The sequence below is a fragment of the Methanomicrobium sp. genome (genome assembly GCF_055145805.1).
The window spans coordinates 1-22,714 of record NZ_JBSREC010000101.1; the positions used below are offsets into that span (position 1 = coordinate 1).

21 protein-coding genes and 1 tRNA gene are annotated in these 22,714 nt (G+C 39.6%); 7 read left to right on the top strand and 15 right to left on the bottom strand.

What is annotated here, in order from left to right:
* The 5 genes from ACTB1O_RS09290 to ACTB1O_RS09310 all read right to left on the bottom strand — a co-directional run.
* On the bottom strand, nucleotides 1-241 hold a 241-nt coding region (locus ACTB1O_RS09290; protein WP_462994856.1), incomplete at its 3' end, for a pentapeptide repeat-containing protein.
* A 138-nt stretch (nucleotides 242-379) separates the two neighbouring features.
* Nucleotides 380-1,228 (bottom strand): hypothetical protein, encoded by an 849-nt coding sequence (locus ACTB1O_RS09295; RefSeq protein ID WP_462994857.1) that lies wholly within the window; start codon nucleotides 1,226-1,228, stop codon nucleotides 380-382.
* A gap of 39 nt (nucleotides 1,229-1,267) precedes the next feature.
* Nucleotides 1,268-2,644 (bottom strand): hypothetical protein, encoded by a 1,377-nt coding sequence (locus tag ACTB1O_RS09300; RefSeq protein WP_462994858.1) that lies wholly within the window; start codon nucleotides 2,642-2,644, stop codon nucleotides 1,268-1,270.
* A complete protein-coding gene (locus ACTB1O_RS09305) occupies nucleotides 2,645-3,814 on the bottom strand; it encodes a hypothetical protein (RefSeq protein WP_462994859.1) in 1,170 nt (389 codons plus the stop codon).
* Nucleotides 3,815-4,987 (bottom strand): hypothetical protein, encoded by a 1,173-nt coding sequence (locus ACTB1O_RS09310; protein ID WP_462994860.1) that lies wholly within the window; start codon nucleotides 4,985-4,987, stop codon nucleotides 3,815-3,817. It lies immediately after the preceding gene.
* A gap of 1,001 nt (nucleotides 4,988-5,988) precedes the next feature.
* On the opposite strand from ACTB1O_RS09310, the gene ACTB1O_RS09315 reads away from it, so the two are divergent.
* A complete protein-coding gene (locus tag ACTB1O_RS09315; protein WP_462994861.1) occupies nucleotides 5,989-6,831 on the top strand; it encodes a winged helix-turn-helix transcriptional regulator in 843 nt (280 codons plus the stop codon).
* Nucleotides 6,832-6,964: 133 nt separating this feature from the next.
* Here ACTB1O_RS09315 and ACTB1O_RS09320 read toward each other — a convergent pair whose 3' ends face one another.
* Entirely contained in the window at nucleotides 6,965-9,295 is a 2,331-nt protein-coding gene (locus ACTB1O_RS09320; protein ID WP_462994862.1) for a response regulator, read from the bottom strand.
* Between the two features lie 168 nt (nucleotides 9,296-9,463).
* Between ACTB1O_RS09320 and ACTB1O_RS09325 the strand changes: the two genes are divergently transcribed.
* The 5 genes from ACTB1O_RS09325 to ACTB1O_RS09345 all read left to right on the top strand — a co-directional run bounded on the left by ACTB1O_RS09325 (nucleotide 9,464) and on the right by ACTB1O_RS09345 (nucleotide 14,406).
* Nucleotides 9,464-10,663 carry a TolB family protein gene (locus ACTB1O_RS09325; RefSeq protein ID WP_462994863.1) on the top strand — a complete coding sequence of 400 codons (1,200 nt, stop codon included), beginning with the start codon at nucleotides 9,464-9,466 and terminating at the stop codon, nucleotides 10,661-10,663.
* Between the two features lie 121 nt (nucleotides 10,664-10,784).
* Nucleotides 10,785-10,859, top strand: a tRNA-Val gene (locus ACTB1O_RS09330).
* A 312-nt stretch (nucleotides 10,860-11,171) separates the two neighbouring features.
* Nucleotides 11,172-12,266 (top strand): glycosyltransferase, encoded by a 1,095-nt coding sequence (locus ACTB1O_RS09335; protein WP_462994864.1) that lies wholly within the window; start codon nucleotides 11,172-11,174, stop codon nucleotides 12,264-12,266.
* Between the two features lie 136 nt (nucleotides 12,267-12,402).
* Complete coding sequence (locus ACTB1O_RS09340) at nucleotides 12,403-13,173, top strand: hypothetical protein (protein WP_462994865.1); 771 nt, start codon at nucleotides 12,403-12,405, stop codon at nucleotides 13,171-13,173.
* Between the two features lie 57 nt (nucleotides 13,174-13,230).
* Nucleotides 13,231-14,406: a hypothetical protein gene (locus tag ACTB1O_RS09345; RefSeq protein ID WP_462994866.1), complete on the top strand. Its 1,176-nt coding sequence runs from the start codon at nucleotides 13,231-13,233 to the stop codon at nucleotides 14,404-14,406.
* Between the two features lie 49 nt (nucleotides 14,407-14,455).
* Here the strand turns inward: ACTB1O_RS09345 and ACTB1O_RS09350 are convergent, their stop codons facing one another.
* The 9 genes from ACTB1O_RS09350 to modA form a co-directional block, all read right to left on the bottom strand.
* Nucleotides 14,456-15,289, bottom strand: coding sequence for a hypothetical protein (locus ACTB1O_RS09350; RefSeq protein WP_462994867.1), 834 nt, complete (start codon nucleotides 15,287-15,289; stop codon nucleotides 14,456-14,458).
* 122 nt (nucleotides 15,290-15,411) lie between these two features.
* A complete protein-coding gene (locus tag ACTB1O_RS09355) occupies nucleotides 15,412-17,052 on the bottom strand; it encodes an ATP-dependent DNA ligase (RefSeq protein ID WP_462994868.1) in 1,641 nt (546 codons plus the stop codon).
* 26 nt (nucleotides 17,053-17,078) lie between these two features.
* Nucleotides 17,079-17,855 (bottom strand): MBL fold metallo-hydrolase, encoded by a 777-nt coding sequence (locus tag ACTB1O_RS09360; RefSeq protein ID WP_462994869.1) that lies wholly within the window; start codon nucleotides 17,853-17,855, stop codon nucleotides 17,079-17,081.
* A 189-nt stretch (nucleotides 17,856-18,044) separates the two neighbouring features.
* A complete protein-coding gene (locus ACTB1O_RS09365; protein ID WP_462994870.1) occupies nucleotides 18,045-18,227 on the bottom strand; it encodes a hypothetical protein in 183 nt (60 codons plus the stop codon).
* Between the two features lie 21 nt (nucleotides 18,228-18,248).
* Nucleotides 18,249-18,425: a hypothetical protein gene (locus tag ACTB1O_RS09370; protein ID WP_462994871.1), complete on the bottom strand. Its 177-nt coding sequence runs from the start codon at nucleotides 18,423-18,425 to the stop codon at nucleotides 18,249-18,251.
* A 115-nt stretch (nucleotides 18,426-18,540) separates the two neighbouring features.
* Complete coding sequence (wtpC, locus tag ACTB1O_RS09375; protein ID WP_462994872.1) at nucleotides 18,541-19,590, bottom strand: tungstate ABC transporter ATP-binding protein WtpC; 1,050 nt, start codon at nucleotides 19,588-19,590, stop codon at nucleotides 18,541-18,543.
* 13 nt (nucleotides 19,591-19,603) lie between these two features.
* Nucleotides 19,604-20,398, bottom strand: a complete 795-nt coding sequence (locus ACTB1O_RS09380; protein ID WP_462994873.1) for an ABC transporter permease — start codon at nucleotides 20,396-20,398, stop codon at nucleotides 19,604-19,606.
* Nucleotides 20,391-20,936 carry a tRNA (N6-threonylcarbamoyladenosine(37)-N6)-methyltransferase TrmO gene (gene tsaA, locus ACTB1O_RS09385; protein ID WP_462994874.1) on the bottom strand — a complete coding sequence of 182 codons (546 nt, stop codon included), beginning with the start codon at nucleotides 20,934-20,936 and terminating at the stop codon, nucleotides 20,391-20,393. Before tsaA ends, ACTB1O_RS09380 begins: the two co-directional genes overlap by 8 nt.
* 142 nt (nucleotides 20,937-21,078) lie before the next feature.
* Complete coding sequence (gene modA, locus ACTB1O_RS09390) at nucleotides 21,079-21,894, bottom strand: molybdate ABC transporter substrate-binding protein (RefSeq protein WP_462994875.1); 816 nt, start codon at nucleotides 21,892-21,894, stop codon at nucleotides 21,079-21,081.
* A 226-nt stretch (nucleotides 21,895-22,120) separates the two neighbouring features.
* Between modA and ACTB1O_RS09395 the strand changes: the two genes are divergently transcribed.
* Nucleotides 22,121-22,660, top strand: coding sequence for a response regulator (locus ACTB1O_RS09395; RefSeq protein WP_462994876.1), 540 nt, complete (start codon nucleotides 22,121-22,123; stop codon nucleotides 22,658-22,660).
* Nucleotides 22,661-22,714: the final 54 nt, after the last annotated feature.

Consider the following 22,714-nt stretch of genomic DNA (forward strand, 5'->3'; position numbering starts at 1 on the left):
AATCAGCACCTGTAAGTTTGCAGTTTATAAATTCCACACTTTTTAAACCGGTGTTATTGAAATTCGGCGTGCTGATGTTGCAGTTATTAAACTGACAATCCATGAAAACACTGCCTGATAAATTACTATCTGAAAAGTTACAGTCATTAAAATTACATGACTCAAATTCTGTTCTGCACAATTCTTTGTCAGAATAATCCAGTTTTTCAAAAGTTTCGTCATAATATGAATTTTCGTCCATAAAATCTCCTTTTATTGTTATGAGTATTACAGAAAAACTTCAAATTTCATCCGGTAAAAAAGCTTCTAAAATTTCTAAAAAATTATTTTTTTGGATGGTTAAACTTCGCCCATCCTGACTACGCAAAAGTCAGAACACTCAGTAAATGCCCTCTCCGGCAATCAAAACACCTTTTAGCTGATATGTGCCATTGCATGCACCACTAAACTCATTTTTGATTCTCTGTGTATATGAATTCCACTGCCAGCCCAGTACATGCCACTGGTTTGATCCACGCAATTCAGAAGATATGGTGAGGATATTGTCATTATCGGAATCATATGAGAGGAAAACCGGCACCTCAAGTGCATAACCTGAAGTTCCTTCGCTTAAATAGTAGTCTTCATATATGTTGCCGGTTTTAGTGTTGAAATCTTCCAGGATGTGATACGGCATGATAAGAGGCTCGTTTCCTATTGGTGTTTTTGTATTAATTTCATCTCCGTTAGTTTTAAGATAAGTATGAATTTCCATTTGAATGAGAACTGGTGTTTCTTCTGAATAACTGCCCGAGTAAATATGGGTGGGTTGTTGAAGTTTTGATGTGTTCTCTCCGGGCAGAATCATTATGGGTCTGATGTGGTTTTTGTAAACCGGACTTATCCTGTCGGCTGAGATATTGAGCACAGGATATCCGTTTTTATTCTCAATCTTTACAGAGATATTATTCCTGTCGTAATTTTTGAAAGTGATGTCCGATACACTAATAATTGTCTCATTATTTCTAAAATCCGGATCGTATAGGGAGGGAACAGGAATCAGTAAGGTTCCATTATCAACAGGCCCTGATGTTGAAAGAATAAGTTCATATGAGTAATCCGACATTGAATTTTCATGTGCTGTAAGGGTTAAATATCCTATAATTGATGCAAAAGAGATTATCATAATTCCAATAAGAATAACTACTGCGATGATTATTTTCTTCACAATATTCAGAATATCTGCCATTGCTTCTAGATTGTCAGGTATTTTATATGTGTTATTTGTTTAGTACCAGCACAGATCATAATCCGTTTCTGATGACATTATCCCGCCTGAAACCGCAACCGTCCATTTTCCGTTATCCTGGAAATAACTGTTAATATTTGAAATAGTCATCCTGACTGCATTATCATCATTGTCATCATCAGTGTCGATGAAATGCCAGATGGAACCTGAAGGACTCACAACCGATAATGAAAGTTCAGTACCAGGATCAGACCACCTGAGTTCAAAAGACAATTGAGTGTTTCCTGAGGGAGTCAGTGAATACCAGTCTGTATCGCCCTTAAAAATCGTGCTGTAAAAACGAACCTTTGTTTCCGGAGTCGGGAGAGGAGTAGGGGTTGCATCATAAATGCCTCCCTCATCACCACTCAAAAAATCTCTCCCCAAATCTAAAAAACTGTAAAGATATATGTCATGGCCGGTGCCCCAGCTGTCAAGCCATACCACATAATCTCCTGAAATTTTTGGATAATCCTGCTTACGGTCTTTTGATATCTTTTCTGTCACATTTGTGTTTAAGTTGTGCAAATATACATTTCCCCCCCATGGCAGATTTGAAGGATATGGCCCAAAATCAAGCCAGACAATATGATCCCCGGAAACGTCCGGGCATAACTGGGCGGACTCTGTATAATCGACCGGTCCGGATTCTTTGGTATTGATATCATACATAAATGTTGTATAATGCCCTTTGTGCATTCCGGTCCAGACAATAATGTCCTTATCTATTGCAGGTGAGTAATGAACGTCAGGAACATCTGTATAAAATTCCAGGGTATTTTTACGGGTATTCTCATAAAGGCGTAATTCCCGTTTATTTTCAATGATGTCTTCCCAGATATACACGACTTTCCCGTCTGATATTGCCGGATGGGAGTATGAGTCGTAAAATGTGTTTCTATGAATACTTGTGTATTCGCCTGTTGAGAGATCGTACATCCTTAGAGTTGATCTCTTCTCATCGATATTCTCTACCCAGACAATTATATCTCCGTCAATCACCGGTGAGTGCTGGGGGTTTTTGGTATATAAAAATGTTATTTTTCCGTCAGATTCATCATAAAGATAAATTGCACGATTATCAGACCATACATACCGGTCGCCCGAGAAATCAAGACTGAACTTTCCGGAAGGATCAGCAATTACAACTTCCTGCATGCCTGTTGAGATATTGTACTTGTGAATCGAACTTGCAAGCATGTTGTTTTCATCCTGTTTATATTCTATCCAGGCAACAACATTGTCTTTAAAGGCGATTGCGTCATATCTTGCCGCATCACCCTTCGCAATAAATTCGGCATCCGATATTTCCTGCGCAAAACATGGTGTAACAATAAAGAAAACTGCCAGAATCAGGGATAATAAATGTAATTTCATCTATCTGTTCTCCCGTCTTTTAATAGCAAAAGCAAGTGTCCCTGCAATCAGTGCCGTTTCAAATATTAAAAGCCCGGGGCTTAGCGGGCTTTGGTTTGCAGGCCCAAATTCTCCTGGTTTTATTGTGTATTCTTCTTCAGGTTTTGGGTTTCCTGCGAGGTCTTTTGTTTCGGAATCGACTGTGTATGATTTTACCAGAAGAAGATTATCAGTGGTATCTGCAGAATATGCCTCAGCGTAAACTGAGAATGTATTTACAGCATCTGCATCTGCCTCAGTGGCCTCAACAGTTATTAGATATTCTCCGGGGGCAAGTTCGTCTGTAATAATCTCCTTTTCCCATGTATAATATTCACCGCCGCTTTCAACCAGGGTATCTTCAATAATCTGATCCTTAAAGAATGATTCATCCGGTGCTGTGGGCTCAACTGAAATAATAAGGCGTGTATTTTCTGCAAGGTTCGTTGTTCCTGAAAGTTTCAGTGGTGTGCCTGTGGTAATATCAGGTAATTTTTTGGTGTCAAACCGTATCCACGGGACTTCTGCAAGCATCATTATTTTCATATATGGGTTTTTTTGCTCTCTTTTTTTAAGTTCAATCTCAAATTCCGTATTTGTTTCAGGAAAATACCCGCTGTTTATAAATTCAGAATCGCCCCCGACAATATATACATAATACTTGCCTGAAAAGAGTTTGTGCGATTTTGTTTCGTCAAGGATAACACCGTCTCCTAAAATATATCCGTTTTCATCTGTCTGAAATTTCACAAAACTGTTTTTATCTACAACTCCCATACTTTCCTTATAGAACCAGACACCTATCTCAGAATCAGGTGTACCTGTTCCTGAAAGATACAGCGGCTGATCCTTTGCCAGAGTTCCACCGTATATTGAGACCGGATTTAATTTTAGATTCATATCAAAACCGGGAGATACGTACCGTTCTTTTGCAAAGTAATCTGATTTTTCTGAAATATCTCCTGCTAAAGCAGGCGGTGCAACAAAAATGCAGAATAACACTGCTGAGAGAACGAAGACCTGAATTAAACGGCTTTTATTTAATACAGAATTTTTGTTATCTTTATTCACACAGTATTTTTTGATTTTGTTTGTGATTCCCCGATAAATTTTACTGTGGAACTTTTTTTGCCTGACAGCCGGAGGTATCATTTAAAATCCTCCTCTCAAAAGCAGTGAAATACCTGGCAATATGCTTCCCCCGGCTTTTGAGACAGTTGTTTTTGGCATTTCCCTGCCTGTCACCGCAGATATACAATCCTGTGTGAAATCATCCAGATAACTGCCTGAATAATCCCTGAAGTTTTGAATTTCTGTTTTATCTATGATACTTTTAGTATTCTGGTCAACATCATAGGTTATCTTTGACAGTACATCTTCTGATGATTCCAAAACACTGTAGACCTCATAATATGTGTTCAGCGTTGTGCTGTCTTTACCAAGACCTTTTGGGCTTTCCACTGCAATTGTATATTCTCCTGGTCCGAGAACGGAAGTGTCAATTACAGATTCCCACCTGTTTTTGTCATCGTATGGAAATACTTCTGTCTCCTGCACAATTATTCCCTGATATGAATCATAATCAACAACTGATGAGCTTACAACAATTTCCAGAATTGCCCCTGATTTGAGATTAGTTGTTCCTTCAATCTCCAGTTGTGCCCCGATTTCAATTTCTTTTGATATTTTTTCGTTTATTGATATTTCAGGTTCGTTTGCAAGGAAAGTAAATTTCTGATACTTCAGATTTTTATCTTTTAGGATTACATTTTCAAGCTCAGTATAAGTTGAAGGAATTATCTTTTTCTCTATATATTCAAAATCTCCGGAGACTGCATATACATAGTATCTGCCTTGCGGCATGTTGTATGAGTTAAAGACCGGCAATATCTCCCCGTTGCCCATAATTTCTCCATTGCAGTCTGTAGAAATCACTTCAAAATGTGAATAACCGTCTTTAATGCCTTCAGTTGCCTGGTATGTCCAGACTCCTGTCTTTGTGCCTGAAAGTCCTTTTCCCGTAAGATGCAGCGGCTGGCCTTTGGCAAAAATACCTGCTGTTGCATCCGGTTCCGGAGTCAGTTTAAAATTCTGGCGGGGATTTTCGTATTTAGGATTGCAGAAATCAGGCAGAACCGGTTCATCTTCAGGCTCCATTCCTGCCGGATAAATATGAATAATTTTAGAATATGCCTTGTCAGGATTGCTTGTCTCCCATATTGTCAGATTCCAGTCTCCCGGAATATAATTTATAAGGGATTCTTTTTCATGATACACAAATGTACGATTGCCGCTAATTATGGTGCCGCCCCCTGAGCCTGCCATTCCTTTGAGTTTATCTCTGTGGGGATATGGAGTATCCAGAGTAAAATTATGATTTATATATGACCCTTCCGGGTAGGAAGATTTTAAAAAGATGTCAAAGGTATCTGTTTGTGACAATTCATCAGGTATAGGACGTACTAAGGTTATTTTATCATCTGCAGATGCCGGAAAACTGCAAATCAGCAGGCATGCTGATATCAAAAGAATGCTTGTTATCCATATTTTTATTCTGTTCGTTTTATCACTCTCCTTTTTAATTGTAAAGCATTCTTTTGAATCATCTATGTAAGTGATTTCTGTGAGGAGATTCGTCAGGAAGGTTATATTTATGGAAAAATTCCGCCCGACAGATCATATTCAGTATCTTAAATAAAGCATTATTTATTTTTATATAAACCAATTCTGATTTTGAACAGATATGTTTTTTGCAGGATATTTTAGAAGAATGAATTTTTTCTTAGGATTATTGTTAATCAGTCCCATATTGTTTCAGCTATTTCGACAATATTTAAATTTCCATACGAGTTTTCTCATAGAAATCATATATCAATGAAAGATATAAATTGTAAAAAAAGGAGGTGCAAACGAAAGTAAGGGGGATAAATATTTAGCAGAATAATTCCCGGAAATACTGCTGTTTAATAAAGAGTATAAATTCTTATATTGACAGTCCGGGCATTCCTAAAAATATAAAATCAGATCCAAATGAGACATTTAACCAGAAAAAAATATAAATTACATAAAATCATCTATTTCGTGATAAAATTCGCAAATAATATGTGTATGTAGTAGGAATTGACCAGATCCACTAAAAATCCACAAAAAATATTTTTATACAAATCTTTTTTTCTTAGTTGATATGTAAAGAATTGTGGCGTAAGGCGTTTTAATTGTTAACTCAAACTCTTCTTCCAGGCAGTATGATCTAATATGTAAGGTCTTGTCACACAAATCATATATAGTGAAAATAAAAAAATTAAAATAATCGGGGCGTGATATAAATGGCAATTTGCAGGAATATAATAATTATATTTATAATTTCTCTGGCAGCAATGTTTTCATTCCTTCCTGCGTATGCACAACCTCTTTCTTACTCTGTTCAGGGATGGGATGAGTCAGGAACTCCGGTTAGTGAGGCAAAAATGCCTGTTCCGCTTGAATTATGGGAAGTTCCCCCGCTGGCAATTCTTGCCGTCACATTTGTATTAATCTCTCCTGTTTTTCTGTTGCCTGCCGAGATAATTCTTGCAGTTTCCGGTATGATTGCACTTAATTTCAGGAGGATTGATAAAAAAACAATACTTGATAACAATTCCCGCAACGAAATATATCAGTTCATTGTTAAAAATCCCGGAACATCCTTTACCGAGGTTGAAAACTGCCTTTTGGTAAACAGAGGTACACTCGATTATCATCTGAGGATTCTTAAGCAGAAGCATATAATCACTGCTTTTTCAAAAAACAAAAGAAATTTTTATTTTGAAAATTCCGGCCGTTATCAGGACCTGGAGATGCAGATTTTTGTAAGTCTTCGAAATGAAACAAATTATTCAATATGTAAATATCTTCTGGATTCACCTGATGCTTCAAGAAGCGATATAGCAGAAAAAGTAATGGCATCCTCTTCCACAGTTTCGTGGTATATGAGAAGACTTAGTGACGCCGGAATAATTCTCTCCACAAAATGCGGCCGTGTTGTCAGGTATCGAATGTCGCCGTCTGCTGCCGAAGTGATGGATAAAGTAACTGTGAACTGTTTCTCTTCATTAAGTGATCAATTATTTTCCTGTCATTATTTAGGTTCTCAATATGAAAAGAAGGGAATGGGCGACAACTCTGATTAAAAATTTTATAGAGTGAAACTGTCTAAATTGATTCAGAAGTAAAAGATAAATCCACAAAATTTCATATCAGACGATATCTGAAAAATTAATTTTGTCCGGGAAGATACTGGTGCACCTGATGGAACTCAGATATTCAGACACTTTTCCAGGCTCCCTTTGGAACTTTTACCTCAAACCGTGCCCCTTTACCCTCTTCTCCTGTTTCTTTGATAGTCAGACCTGTAATCGAGAGGATCTCCCTTGCTAAAAAGAGTCCGAAACCTGTATTCTCCCCGAAACCTCTGTCAAAAATCATTTCTTTTTTGGAATCGGGAATTCCTTTCCCGTTATCTTCCCAGATAATAGTCAGATTCTCATCAGATATAATGCAGTTAAGACCAACTTCAGTTGCCTTTTCACCATGCCGGATTGTGTTGTCCATTAAGTTTGCAAAAACCTTCTCGAGCATTGGATCGGCATATACTAAAAGATCACCACAGTTATTGCGTGCCAGAAGGTCATTATCGTCCAGATTTTTTACAATTTCAGAGGTATTAAGCCAGACAGGTTTATCCACACCAAGCTTTTCATATTCACGTGTGAATTCAATGCTTCGCCGGATGGCTACAGTTTTCTCATCCACTTTTTCCAGATAATCTTTCTGTTTGGGATCAGTGCTCATGTCCTCCGCAAAATCAAGAAAACCCTGTAGCACTGTTATCTGGTTTAAAATATCATGCCTTGTAATGCCTGAGAGGATCCGGAGTTTTCTTTTTGCGAGGCGAAGAGCATCTTCTGCAAGTTTTCTGTCAGTGATATCACGGCCAACAGACTGGTATTCTATAACTGAACCTTTACTGTCAAATATTGCCCTGTCACTCCAGAGCTGCCAGCGGATTGTCTGATCCGGCATAATTATCTGATGCTCAATACTGTCAACCGGGTGTTTAGGTGTTAAGGATTTAAAGAATTTTGATAAACGTTTTTTGTCTTCAGGCGGGATATCCGGCTGGAATTTTTTCCCGAGAATCTCATCGCGTGTACTGCCAAAGTACCTGCAGTAGGCTTCATTGACAAATACATGTGTCCCGTCAGGCAAAAACCGGCAGACAAATTCTGTCTGGTCTTCAACAACACAGCGATATCGCATCTCGCTCTCTGCAAGTGTCTCTTCTGCCTTCTTGCGGTCAGTGATATCGACAACAGATGCAACGCTCAGGGTTGTTCCGGGTATTACTCTTACATTATTGATGCAGTGCCTGATTTTACCGTCTCTGTTGAGAAATCTAAACTCATAAAGCCGTTTTTCACTTAAGGAATCGTTGCGGCGGTCATGATGATAATTTTTCATAACTTCGAGATCTTCGGGCACAACAAATACTGTCCAGCTCTTTTTTCCTTCCAGTTCATCTATTGAAAAACCGGAAAGTGCTGCAAATCCCGAGTTAGCCATTTTGATTGTTGTATCATTTTCTATAATTATTGTGGCTGCTCCGGTCGTTTCAAAAATAGTCCGGTACAGGTTCTCTGACTCTTTAAGCGCCTGCTCTGCCTGTCTGCGTTCGGTTATATCGCGGATGGATTCAATGGCACCTATCCTTTTACCTTCAGTATTAAGCAAAGGTCTTCCTGTCATCCAGATATATCCGCCTTTCCCGTCATATAATGCCGGGGCAAAGGCTTCTGCATAAAGGGTGTTGTCTTTTTTAGTAAGAGACTGGTATTCTGAGCTGATCTCATCATCTTCCTCATCGATTAAGTCCATCAGCTGCTTTCGTCGTTTACCATAGAAGGGAATTGTGTAGGCATGGTCTCCCTGCCCGATCATCGCATCCTTTTTTATTCCTGTCATCTCCTCCATAGCCCGGTTCCATGCAATCACTATCCCTTTCCGGTCGATGACAACCGTTGCATCGGGAAGAAACTCGATGATGTCTGAAAGCTTGCGCTTTGATTCCCGGAGTGCGTTCTCCTGTTGCACCATTTCATCAAGATTCTGTCTGAGTTCCTCTTCTGAAGCGGTAATGTTCTCATAGGCAGCATGTAGTGCCTCTGTATTTTTTAAAAGTGCCTCCTCTGCCTGTTTCCCCGTGACTGCCTTTATTATCTTGTGTGTCAGTTCGGCAAACTGTGATTTCGGGTCGCCGCCTTTCTGAAGGTAAAAATCCGCTCCCTCGTTTAATGCCTCAATAACAACTTCTTCCCTGCCCTTTCCGGTAAATATTATGAAAGGCAGTGTGTTGCCCTCTGCCCTTAAGTGTTTGAGGAATTCAATCCCGTCCATCTCCGGCATCTGGTAATCGGAGATAATTACATCATATGATTCTTCTGAGAGGAGTCTTATTGCTTCTTCTGCACTCTGAGCTGTAGTTACGAAAAAATTGCCTGCCCTTTCAAGAAAAATTTTCCCGATATCAAGAAGAGCAGGTTCATCGTCAACATACAGGAGTGATATTTCCTGCAACTGTGACTCGTCAGATGCCATATTGTATTATATTGTATTTTATATCATAAACCTGCCCATTTATAATAAGGCGATTTTAATTGTAAGGCAGATTTTATTTCAGCCTCAATAATATCCGTTTTTTTAGTTTTTTTAATGCAAATAATAATGGCTTTATCCGGTAATATTATTTTAGGGGACATAAAGGGGATGAAATACAATACAGTTTTTATTTTATGTTTTGCTGCGTTTTTATCTCTAACAGGGGTTGTAAATGCCGAATTGCCCGGTGAGGATATCCTGATCAGTAAAAATGTGTATGGAAATTACGAGACTGCAACAGATGGCGATAACATCGTCTGGCTCTCAAAGTATGAATCGTATGAAGAGCACCCTGTATTCGCTGATGCAAAATACAGGATAATTCTTCACAATATCACATCCGGAGATGAAGTCCAGATTCCTGTAAATAGTCAAAGACCGGGAGCTCCTGATATCTCAGGCCGTTATATTGTCTGGTCTGATTCAGTCCCTGGAAGCGATACCTATTCCGACATATATTACTATGATATAGAAACCAAAGTCACAAAGACAGCAACGACAGACTACGGCGACCAGAAAAATCCGGTTATAGCAGGAAATACTATCATCTGGACAGAAAAATCAGGTTTAGGTGGGCAACATTCTAAGATAAGTATCTACGATATCACTGATGGCAGCATATCTGATTTTTCTTTTCAATCCAGAATATCAAAAGCTGCGGATACTGACGGTAAAAAGATACTCTTCCAGACATGCAATGATACATCATACAGAATATATCTCTATGATATGATATCGCATGAAAAAATTAGAATTTATGAAAATACAGGTTACTCCTCGTATATTTCAATATCAGGTGACAGGGCGGCATGGCTTGATCATAATTATGTCAGAGGACAAAACACAGATTATAAAATAATCTTTTACAACATATCATCCGGTCATATAGATGACCTCAATACAGGATCGGTTCCTGTAAGCAGGCTTAAAACTGATGATTATCTGGCAGTCTATGAATATGGCGGCAGGGGAGCGTCAGGTGATAAAAAAGGGAGTTTGATTTATTACTATGATTATGAGACCAGAAAGGCAGAGCTGCTCTCAGAAAGAACAGGTGATCAGTGCAGTCCTTCTGTATCAGACGGCAAAATAGTGTGGGAGGATAATTCACCTGAAAACATTGGCATATATCTTCGTTATTATAATAAATCTGAAGACATTCCTTCTGTTGTGAATTCATCCGAAAATTCATCTGCCAGTCCTGTTAAGGATAAAAAAACGCCGGGTTTCTGGTTTATTGATACACTGATTGGCCTTATTGCGATAAATCTGGCTCTTTTCTTCAGGAGAGATCAGAAATCAGGATAATTTTTAGGATCTGATATTTCATAATTTTCCTCCCGGCATTTTTCAGAACATCACAGGTCAAAAGAGAATCGTTTTTATAACTCAGATTACATAGTTAATAGAGCACTACGGTGACACAAAGGGGCTTGTGGTCTAGCTGGTTTATGACGTCGCCTTGACACGGCGGAGGTCTTGAGTTCGAATCTCAACGAGCCCACTATTCTTAACGTTTTTTAATTTTAAAGATTTATTTGACGATTAAATCTCTATTTAGCGTAAATGCTTTTCATATCAAAAATATAAGTGAATCATTCTTAAAAAAAGCAGACAGAAATTCCAGAATTCGCATTCAGGACAATATGGTCTGGTTTTTCATTTTATTTTTCATCGCATTTTTTATTGCTCATGTAGAAGATGTACATTAAAAAGACTAATGTCTGAATAATTCAAAAGATATAATACAGAAAAAGAATAGGAGTTGGGGTTAAAAATCTCAATATTTCTCCTGTTTTTGTATATGAGGAACCTCATGAGAATACTTTTTGTTGTATGCGGAGAAGGGCTGGGCCATGCTTCCCGTTCAACTAAACTGGCACGATATTTTGAACGGTTTGGACATACCTGCTACTTTGCGTCATATGGGAAGGCATACGATTTCATCAAAAACCAGGGTGATTTTCAGGTATTTGAGACATATCGTGAGGTAATACTGGAAGGTGAGGGAGGATGTTTTAGTCTTTCCAAAACGGTGTGGTCCTCAAAGGGGGTAATGCTCTCTCTTGCCCGTTCTTTTAGGCATATAAGGGGTCTGATTATTGAAAACTCAATAGATGTTCTTATCTCGGATACAATGTATGCCGCGGTAACAGCTGCAAAAATACAGAAAGTGCCCTCGCTTTTTTTGACAAACCAGAACAAATTTGCATCTGCAACAGACCAGGACTCGGCGCACTGGAATTTTTTAAGCAATGTCGTTGATAAATATCTCTCACTTCCTGACAGTGTCTTAATACCTGATTTCTCCCCCCCCAACACTGTGAGCGGATACAATCTTGATATAAAAGCGGAAGATCGGGAAAGGTACAGGTTTATCGGCCCGATTATGGGCATAGATCCGTCTGATTACGAGATCGGGACTGATACTATTTTTGCAAGTTTCGGAGGCGAACCTTTCAAACTTCCTATGTATGAGATGTTATCCGAGATCGCAGAGGAGAGGCCTTATCATGACTTTGAGGTATTCTCAACTACTCCCGGACTTCCTCAGGAAAGCAGAAACTTCAAACCCTATGGATATGTCCCTGATCTCCTTAAGCACATGTCAAAATCCAGGCTTACAATTATGCACGGAGGTCTGACATCCCTTCATGAGTCACTTCTCTTCAACAAACCCTGCGTGATGATAATAGATCCATATCATCCGGAGCAGTGGAACAACGGCCGCAGAATAGAAGAGATGGGCGCCGGTGTCATGATTGCCTGTGACAAGGTGACCAAAGAGAGTCTCAGCGATGCAATAGATGAGGCACTTGCCCTAAAACCGCCGAAAATGGAAAATCTCTTCAGCATTGAGGATGGAAGAATCAGCACCTTAAAACTGATAGAAGAGATGGGTTGGAAATAGGCAGAAGGGATATTTTCCCATCATTCAAATAAAAATATTTTTCCCATAGGAAATGCCTGAAACATTCGTTTCAGGAACGTTTAAAGAAAGACTATTTGTCTATTGCATGTGAATATGAGATATAACAGGTATTAATATGGAAAGTACAGCCAGACTTCTTGCAATTATAACAGGGGGACTCATCATATGCGTGATGATTATGATGGTAATCGCGGGTTTTTTCTACCCCGGCGGTTTTTCAGTCCTTGGAATTGTTCCGGACAGCACTTATAGTTATGATGTTGAAATAGCGGCGGGATACGATATAACAGATGCAACATTTTTCTTTCCCCTCCCATCATATAAAGAGAATTCTCCTGTCGGAGTCAGTATCATTGATGGAGAAGGCTATGGATTTGATGAAGGCGTAGATGCCAAACTCTTCGGTGCGAAGGATGCCATGATGCTAAAGGTGACTTCTGAGAATCTTATAGAGACAAAACGTGGAAAAAAAACAGAGGCAGAACTTTTTGAATTATATGGTGCAGAGGACTCGGGGATTCCTGTAGTACTCGGGGACACTCTTAAAGTAATCAGATTTGGAGGAGAATCATCTGAAAATTCACTTATTGACACACAGAATCCTCTTGAAAACTCATGCCTGCTCTCGCCTGTGATGAAACTCTCTGAGGGGGATGATTCAGCACAATATGAGACATATGTATATACAAAGTATGACACTTCCCCTGACTGTAATGTTGATATTAGAATAACTGTAAGAGGTCAGAATTCATGGCAGTTTTTTATGCCGAAAATGAATTATTATTCAAACGAAATAACCCTGAAACTTAAAGGCCCGCAGTCGGGATGGCAGACTGCTGATGCAACCCTTAAGTCAGGTATGGGCGATTATACAATAGTCATCTGAGCTTAATTCAACTGCGGGTTATAAAAAACCGGTATTATTTCCGGTTTAATTTTTTTTATGGATAATAATATGAGCAGGGTCAATCTGTGTGTCCGGTGCAAAGGCAGGGGATTTTGTGGTCTGCCCAAATGCCCGGTTATAAGTCGTTTTTACGCCGGCGCTGATACAAAACCGGTTGACAGCTATATGGGTGAGAGCCCGTCCGTTTTTGTAGGCAGCTACAACTACCCGAATATGACCGGCGGACCCCTTATGACAGGCGAGAGTGACAACCCCGAATTGTGGGTCAAAAAGGACTATTCTATAGATGAAATTGTCTCTCTTCGTTCCGGAACAATAAGAGGCAGAAAGATAATAAAAAGAACTGCGGACTGCATGCAGGAGGTGGCACTCTCCCAAAAGCCAATTGATCTTGAAGTCTCATTTCAAAAGCCTGTCTCTTTCAATCTCCGTTTTGACGGAACACTCGCACCTGTGGGGCTTTCCGCTGACATAAAAAAGATGGATGTCCTGGATAATCCTTACGTTCCCAGAGTGGTTGACAAAATCACGTCAGATACTGACCTTCGTGCAACCGACGGCATGTTTGAATTATATAAGGGCGGAATTGACGTTCATCACATCCAGAGCATTCTGGCGGCAGGTTTGATCGGAACAGGCAGATACCGCAGACCTGTCCCTACCAGATGGGGAATTACGGCAATTGATGATACAATCTCTAAACGGCTTAAAAGTGAGGTTTCAAAGTATCCGCCGATATCGGATGTGATGGTATTTTCCGGAATTTTGCATGCAAATCATATCATATGCCTGCTTGTCCCCGGCGACTGGAAGTATGAGATGGTCGAAATCTGGGAGAAGAACAGTCTCTGGGCAGGTGAAAGTGAGGTTATTGTATCAGATGGTGAAACAAAAAAGAACAAGAATGAATATTCGCAGATATCCGGTGCATATTATTCCGCAAGACTTGGAATTCTGGAATATTTATCTGATATCCGCAGGTGTGCAGGGGTTATTGCTGTAAGAAGAATCACAGGAGATTACTGGGCACCTTTAGGCACATGGGTGATAAGAGAGGCGACACGTCGTGCAATGAAAAATCCATCCATGATATGTGCTGATATAAATGAGGGTTCTGCATATGTCTCAAAAATTGCCGGAAGCGATAAATGGCTCTCACAAAGCAGTCTTCTTAAAGATTTAAAGTTTCAGAAGAGTCTCTTTGATTTTTAATTTTGTGATATTAAATTCATTAATTTAATCTAAAAAAAAGGTTTTTGGTTTATCGTCTTCTTACCAGAAGTAAGACACAAAAGACTGCGATAATACCTGTAATAAATTCAAATCCCGGAGATGCGGGTGTTGATGTGGGGGGTATCTCGGGTCCCGGCCCCAGTGGAAGAACACCCTCTGTTATATGAATCTCATATACTGATACTGCCTGCGGGCCTGTCATCATGCCAAATGATGAAGACTGGCAGAGATCTGATGGGGCCTCACCGTTCACAAATTTAACGGAGATATCATATTCCAGTGGATCTTCTGTAGAATAGGAATATACAGCGCCCGGAAGAAGACTCTTTTCAGTAAGGGTCTCCTTGGATTTAACGACCTTTATGTCTGCCGAACTTGCAGTGCATGTTGTTCCCGAACATTCCGCACAGTTTGGTACAGTCTCTGTTGTAAGGATGTATTCTCCCTGAAGCGGTTTGAATATCAGCCGGTCAGGATCTCCTATGATGTCTGTTACAAGTGCTGTTGCTGACACTTCTGTCATCTTTGCAATTCCAAGATATGTTCCTCCGTCTCCACCGAGAATAATGTATCTGGCAGGTTCTCCCACATTAAATGTCTCAAATGCCGAGTCGTCAGGCACTGTGCCTGTAACACTCATTCCTGCATCAGATGCTGTCCACTCGCTGATCGGTTCTGATTCTGAATAGGATGTTGAAAACTGATAATCTGTTGTAATTGTTATCGTCTTCTGATCCATATCAACCGATGTTATGGTTCCCATGCCGTTTACCTCTGCAATCACTGCTGATGCCGGTATGAAAAACAGGGCTGCCACAGTTATGATGGCGGCGAAAACCAGAATTTCTCCTTTAAAATTCATAATAATTCTCCAGATTAAAAAAGGAGAAAGTAGTATATATAATTCTCCAAAAATGAATATTCCCTGAAAAACACTGTGGCTTAAAAAAAGATACAGGCTCCGGGAGAACTGTTAATAATTCTTTACCTGCTGCCTGACTGGTTTTTAAATCTCTCTTCTATTGAGGATATGGTCTCTATCTCGTCTGTTCCCTTATCATCCCTGAGCCGTATAAATCTCGGGAAACGAAGTGCATAACCTGCATTGTAGTTGGCACTTTTCTGAATCTCTGCATATCCTACTTCAAATACAACTTCAGGTTCAAATTTCACGCTGTTTTTGGACTCCGAGATGACCGAGTCTTTCAGGAGATCATAAATCTCTGAAAGCATCTCGTCTGAAATGCCTGTTGCGACTTTTGAAACCGGAATCAGACTGCCTGTTTCATCCTGGCATGCAAGAAGGAATGATCCGAAAAAGTGTGCACGTTTCCCCTCGCCCCATTCCGCACCGATTACTGCAAGATCTATCGTATCAACAGCAGGTTTTATCTTAATCCATTCCTTTCCGCGAACACCTGGAGTGTAATGGGCAGATAGTGATTTTATCATAATTCCTTCGTGACCGTCATCCAGAGCTGATCTGTAGAAGGATTCGAGGTATTCAATATCATCTGATACAACCTGTGGTGCGACATAATTTTTGACAGATGCATCAAGAATTTCCCTTCTCTCTGAGAACGGTCTGTCAATCAGTGTCTTTCCGTCAAGGTATATTATATCAAAAATATTCGGGACGAGCTTAATGCTCTCCATGTGATCGGCGATATCGTGCTTTCTTCTGAATCGCCTCAATACATACTGGAAAGGAAGAGGTTTGCCGTCATCAACTGCTATCACCTCTCCGTCAAGGATTATATCGTGCTCTGTTGACGAGAGGAGCATTTCAGCAACATCGGGTATTGCGTCTGTAACCTCCTCAAGCTTTCTTGAGTAAATCCTGCATTTATCCCCTTTTTTATGAAACTGAAATCTTGTTCCGTCATATTTGTATTCTGCCGCAATTTTGCCCTGCTCTTCTGTCATCGCTGCAATTGTCCCCTGTTTTGCAAGCATCATCTTAACAGGCCGGAAGAGTTCAACCCGGACTTCGTTTAACGCACCCTCGCCTGATTTCGCCAAAAGTGCAACCTCTCCGAGATCATTTGAGGCCTGATAGGCGTGCTCGACAGATGCGGGGGAAACTGAAAATCCCTTTGCTATAGCGTCCCTTATGTTGCCCTCGCCGACACCGATTCTAAGCTCACCCAAAATCAGCCTTGATATGTATCTTGCCTCTTTAGGGTTTGCATTTCCAAAAAGACGTCTTAATACTTTTAATTTTTCCTTCTGTGATCTGTTTCCGCCGACACCTGATATGTAATAGAAATCCCTGTGAACTTCCAGAAAGTCAAGGGAGTCTGAAAAAAATGAGGTCTGCTCTTTGTTTGCAAGCAGTAGTTCTATTGCACGTCCTGCATCGCCCCCTTTATTAATCTCACCTATAACTGAGTTTTTGTTTCTTCCTGCCACATATGCGACAGACTCATAGATGAGATTCGGGCCGACACCTGTCTTTTCAGGGCTCCAGTCCGGAAATATTCTGCCCATTAAAAATCTGACAAATACAGGCAGTTCCTCATCAGTAAGTTCTGGCAGAACTCCTGCCACAATATCAATTGAGTCAAGTCTTCCTGATGTCTCCTCTATTTTTTCGCATATCTCTGAAAATTCACTAAACAGCATCTGATTAAAATCCCCGTTTTTGTTAGTTATATCTCAAATGAACTGCAGATCTGATCCTGCAGCGAAACCTGTATCTCTATTTCCGATTCAAAAAGCCCTGCGCCGGATTTTGCGGTCAGAAGTGCTTTTTCAGGTGTATTATTCTCCTGGCTTAAATGTGCAAGAACAATTGTTCCGACATCCCCTCCCATCTTTTGAATGCATTCTGATGCGGCAGTGTTGGAAAGATGGCCTCTCTTTTCATCTCCTATTCGTTTCTTTAGGAATACCGGGTAAGGGCCGTTTTCAAGCATAACAGGACAGTGGTTGCTTTCAAGTACAACAGCATCACATTTTTTCAGATAATTTGTAATTCTGTCAGTCAGATGTCCGGTATCTGTGCAGAAACCAAATTTTGAGCCATTTTCAGATATTACGAATCCACACGGGTCGCATGCATCATGGTAGGTGGAAAAAGCCTCTGCAAAAAATCCGTCAATCTCAATTTTTTCTTCTGTTTTAATGGCCTGCATTTCAATATTTTTATCAGACTTCCTTTTGTCTTCAAATTCCCAGAGTGTCCCCTGTGTTGCAATTACAGGAACATCCAGTTTTCTTGCAAGAACATCAAGCCCTTTTATGTGATCGGAGTGTTCATGGGTTATAAAAATACCTTTGATGAGATCACTTTTTCCTCCGGCAAGTTCAAGTCTTTTTAAGGTTTCTTTTGCACTTAAACCTGCATCTATCAGTATTGCCCCGGAATCGCCCTCGACGTATGTGCAGTTTCCCTTGCTCCCGCTTGCAAGGACGGTGACTTTCATTGCATTTATGTTTGGTTTTAATCTCTAAATTTGTTTAGTATAAGAGTCTGCAGATTCCCGCTGAAAATGTTTTATTTGTCCCGACGGAATCAGTATTTGAAAGTGATTTGAATCCATTTTTTAAATAATACATTATAACTATGGTTTTATCGGGCGGGATGCCCGGAAAAAAAAGGGAAAATCTTTTTTTCATTCTTTTTTCATCTTTTCAAGCTCTACAAGAATCGGTGCAATAGTTCCTGAGTGTATGCACCTTCTTACATATTTTGCAAGTCTCTTTGTGTAATTTATATGCGCCATCTGAAACCCTGTCAAAAATCCAAAACAGATTGTAACAATGGCAAGCAATATAAGTCCTGTAATATCAAACATTTTTTAAATCACCTTTTTAATTTAGGAGACTTCCTCCATCTCCACTATAAACGGCTCAAAAGAATCCTCATCCAGGCATTTTTCAGCTGCGACCCTAAATCTCTTTTTAAAATAAACATTCATTATGAAGTATCCTGAGACAATTCCCAGAATAAAAAAGACAATTACAATCCCGATTCCAAGAAGTATATCTATCATATTCCTGACTGAAAATATGGCATATATTCATAAATAGCTTTTTGTGATACGTTCAGCAAAAAAAATTGTAAATAGGGTGCAAATTTAAGTGCAGCCGGTAAAAACACTCTTAAATTCAGCTGAATACATGGACTGCCGCTGATTTAAATGTTAAAAACACTGTGTCATTTTCCTTAATTTCAACATCAAAAAAGCCTCTCCTTGTAAGAACAGTTACAAAAGGAATGCCCACATCCACTTTTACCTGCACCATTGTTCCGTGGTTTGTAATGTTTACGACTTTTCCTTCAAACGAGTTTCTGGCCGGAGTTTTCAGAGGTGCCTTTGATATCATGATGTCCTCAGGCCGTACTGATGCATAGACCTCACCTGTAAGGTTTGTAACATATGAGGATATTTTAAGTCCGTCAACAGATATTATTGAACTCCCCTTTCCTGAGGATATACTTCCCTTAAATATATTTTCAACACCCACAAATCCCGCAATAAAGCGGCAGTTGGGTTTTGAGAAGACTTCGTCAGGAATGCCTGTCTGGACTATTTCCCCGTTGTTGATGACTGCAACACGTTCTGCAAGCGAGAATACCTCCTCAAAATTATGTGTTACATGAACTATTGTCGTATTGTAAGTTTTGTGGAGTTTTTTAAGCTCCTTTCGCATCATCTCCCTTGTATTCCCGTCAAGTGCACTTAAGGGTTCGTCCAGCAGAAGAACGTCAGGCTCCATTACAAGTGCTCTTGCAAGTGATGTTCTCTGTTTCTCACCGCCACTAAGGTTCACAGGGTCTCTTTTTAGGAGATGTGTGATCCCGAGAAGTTCTGATGCCTCAAAAACTTTCTTTTCAATATCTTCGGATTTCATTCTCTGTGATTTAAGTCCGAATGCGATATTGTCATAAACAGAGAGGTGGGGGAAAAGGACAAAATCCTGATAGACCATCGCAATTTTTCTGTCCTTTGGATCTTCTGATGTTATGTCCTTTTCGTTTAGTATGATACTGCCAAAATCCGGACGAATAATTCCTGCAATTGCCTCCAAAAGTATTGTTTTTCCTGCACCGGTGGGCCCGAGTATGACCATGTACTCGCCGTCTTCTATCTGCAGGTTTATGTCTTTTAGGAAAAATTCTCCGAGTTCTATTGACATATTTTTTATCTCAAGCATCTGGCAACTCCTGTTAAATCTGTGTGTTCTCTCCGAATTTCTCAAATACGTAAAGGGATATCAGTGCAATTACAATGAGGATTGCAGCGGCGGATGTTGCCATATCAAGGTTTCCTGTTGACATATTGAGATAAACTGCAACAGGCAGTGATTCAGTCTTCATCCTTGTGGCACCTGCAATCATCAGTGCCGCACCAAATTCTCCTATCGCCCTTGACCATGTGATAACAGTGCCTGCAATAAAGCCGTTTCTTGCCATGGGGAGAGCAACTCTTCTGAATGCCTGGAATTCGCTGCATCCGAGAGTTCTTGCAACATATTCATATCTCGGGTTTATTGACATGAAAGAAGATCTTAAAATTCTCACCATAAAGGGCAGATTTACAAAGAACTGTGCAACGATAATTCCGAGCGGAGTAAATATAAACTCGATTCCTGCGGCTGCAAGTCCCTCTCCCACCGGAGTTTTTCCGAAGAATAATAAAAGGCCGACACCTGCAACAAGTGGGGGAAGTGCAAGCGGCATGTCAATTGCCGTATTCATCAGGTTTTTTCCGTGGAATTTATATCTTGCAAGTGCATATGCCGCAGGCACTGCGAATAATATGCAGAAAATTGTTGAGATTACAGATGTAAGAAGAGACAGATGTACTGCAAAAAGGATCTCTTCTGATAAAACGGATGCAAAAAGATTTTGCGGGCCGGGATATGTAACAATAAGAATAAGGACTATCAGGATAAATGCGGTCAGAAAGGCCCCTGTTCCTATTGAGAGCCGCTTTAACCATGAATGTCCTGTATCACTCAATTTTTGTTCTCTCCCTCTCCCTTAACTCTTTGGGGGTTGCATTCCACTCTTCAATATCATCGATGTGCTTTTCATCAACCCATCCGCTTTTAACTTCCTCTCTGTTATCAAATCTGAATACATAAGGCTTGATGTCAAGAAGTGGTGTGCCGTCAAGAATATCCACAGCACCTATTCTGAGGCGGTTTTCCTCAACGCCGAGAAGACTTACAATTGAAAAGCCGATAGGATTCGGGCGGTTGAAGTGGCGTATTGCAAATATACCTTTTGGGTTTTCACCGTCCAGGAAAGGTTCCCTTATTAGTTTAAGGCCGTCAGCTCTGTCAAAGTGGTACAGAAGAATAAGATGTGAAAACTTCTCAATATCCCTAAGTCCGTCCTTAAATTCCGGGTAAACTTCTATTTCTCCTTCGGAAGGATTGAATATTCCCTGTATTGGTGTGTTCTCCTGTTCTGTATGTTTGGAGTGTATAATCCCTATAGGGCGGTATACAATCTCTTTTCCTTTCCATTCATTGAGTTTATTATCTGATGCCATTTTTATTTCACCTGAAAAATCTGAATAAATTTGATTTTTGTGCCGGAAGAGTTTTCATGGTCTGATTTCTGCCTCAATATCTACAGCACTATTTGTAGTTTTGAAACTTCTGACAAAAAAATGGATGTTAGTTGTCATATTTTCAATCGGTATAGGCTGTAAATCCGTGTTTTTCAAATATGGCTTTTCCCCCGGTTTCTGATGCCACAAAATCAACAAATTCTTTTGCAGATTCCGGCTGCTTTGAGAATGTAAGGGAGCCTACAGGTACTATTTTGATTACGTTTTTATCTTCAGGTATGTAGATAATTTCCATGTTTTCAGGTTTGTAGAGATCTTCCCAGATAATTGTCACATCAGCATTTCCCAGTGTAACATCAGTTACAAGTTCATTCACTGTTGCTCTCTCCACAACAATATTGGGCATTACGCCCTCTTCCAGACCACTTTTATTGAGTATGCTTTTTGCAATTTTACCGAGAGCCATGGTATTCATTTCGCCGAGTGCAACCCTGACTCCCGTTTTTGTAAAGTCATCAAGAGACTGTATGTCTGAAGGATTTCCCTTAGGTGTTGCAATTACAGGTATGTGGTATGCGATAAGGGCTTCATCCTGAATAAATCCCTTATTTTTTGCATTTTCAAAGTCAAATGTTGCACCGGGCATGTAGATATCGCCTTTTTGTGTAAGTTCCATCTGTGCAAGAAGCTGGCCTGAGCCTGCAAAATTGTATGTCACAGGAATGTCTGTTTTTAGCTCAAATGCTGTTCCTATTTCCTCCATCGGGACTCTCATACCTGCACCGCAGTAAACCAGAAGAGCTTCTTTTTCAGAAACCGCCTGTGTGGTTTGCGATGCATCCGACCCGGCCGGACTGCTCTGTGCAGTGCACCCCGAGAAAAGCACTGCAAATATAACAAGTGAGATTAGAATTGCAAAGAAAGATTTCTTTATCATATATTTATATTAACAAATTATTGCAATTAAACCATTTTGATTTATTCATTTGTTTCGTACTATTTGTAAATCATATTAGGTTTACAAAATTAAAAAGATCTCATATTTTGCGCGATAAAATGTTTGATACTTATTCAAATAAAAATTATTCAAATAAAAAAACAAAAAAGTAATATATTTTTTTATTTTTAAATAAAAATTTTAAAAATCTCATTTCTAAAAGATAATGCCACAGAATGAAACTTCCCTCTCCCCCCCCCTCTATTCAAATAGTATATATTCTTTTAAAAATAAGAATTTGAAAAGAAAAAAATATCGACAGGAAAATAAAAAAGAGAAATTGTGTTATTGTATTAATTCTCAGGAAAAAAGATTATTCATGTCCTCAAAAAGAGCAAAAATCCTAATCATTGAAGATGAAGCCATCGTGGCGATGTCTCTTAAAATGCTTGTTTTATCGTTTGGTTATGAAGTTGCAGGAATAACCTCTAATTTTTCTGATTCAATAAAGATTGCAGAAAAAAGTTTTCCTGATATAATTCTTGCCGATATTAAAATAAATGGAAATAAGGATGGTATAGAGACTGCCCGGGAAATAAAGGATAAATGTAGTTCATCTGTTATTTTTATATCTGCATATAGCAATGATGAGACTCTTGAAAAATGTATGAACATAAACGCGTCAGCTTATCTAAAAAAGCCTTTTAAAGTTAAGGAACTCAGAGAGGCAATTTATATTGCGTTAAAAGAAGGGGATTTGCATTAACTCCGGGGATAAATATATATCGTCAGATCATCGGGGATGCTGAATTGAGCTGAG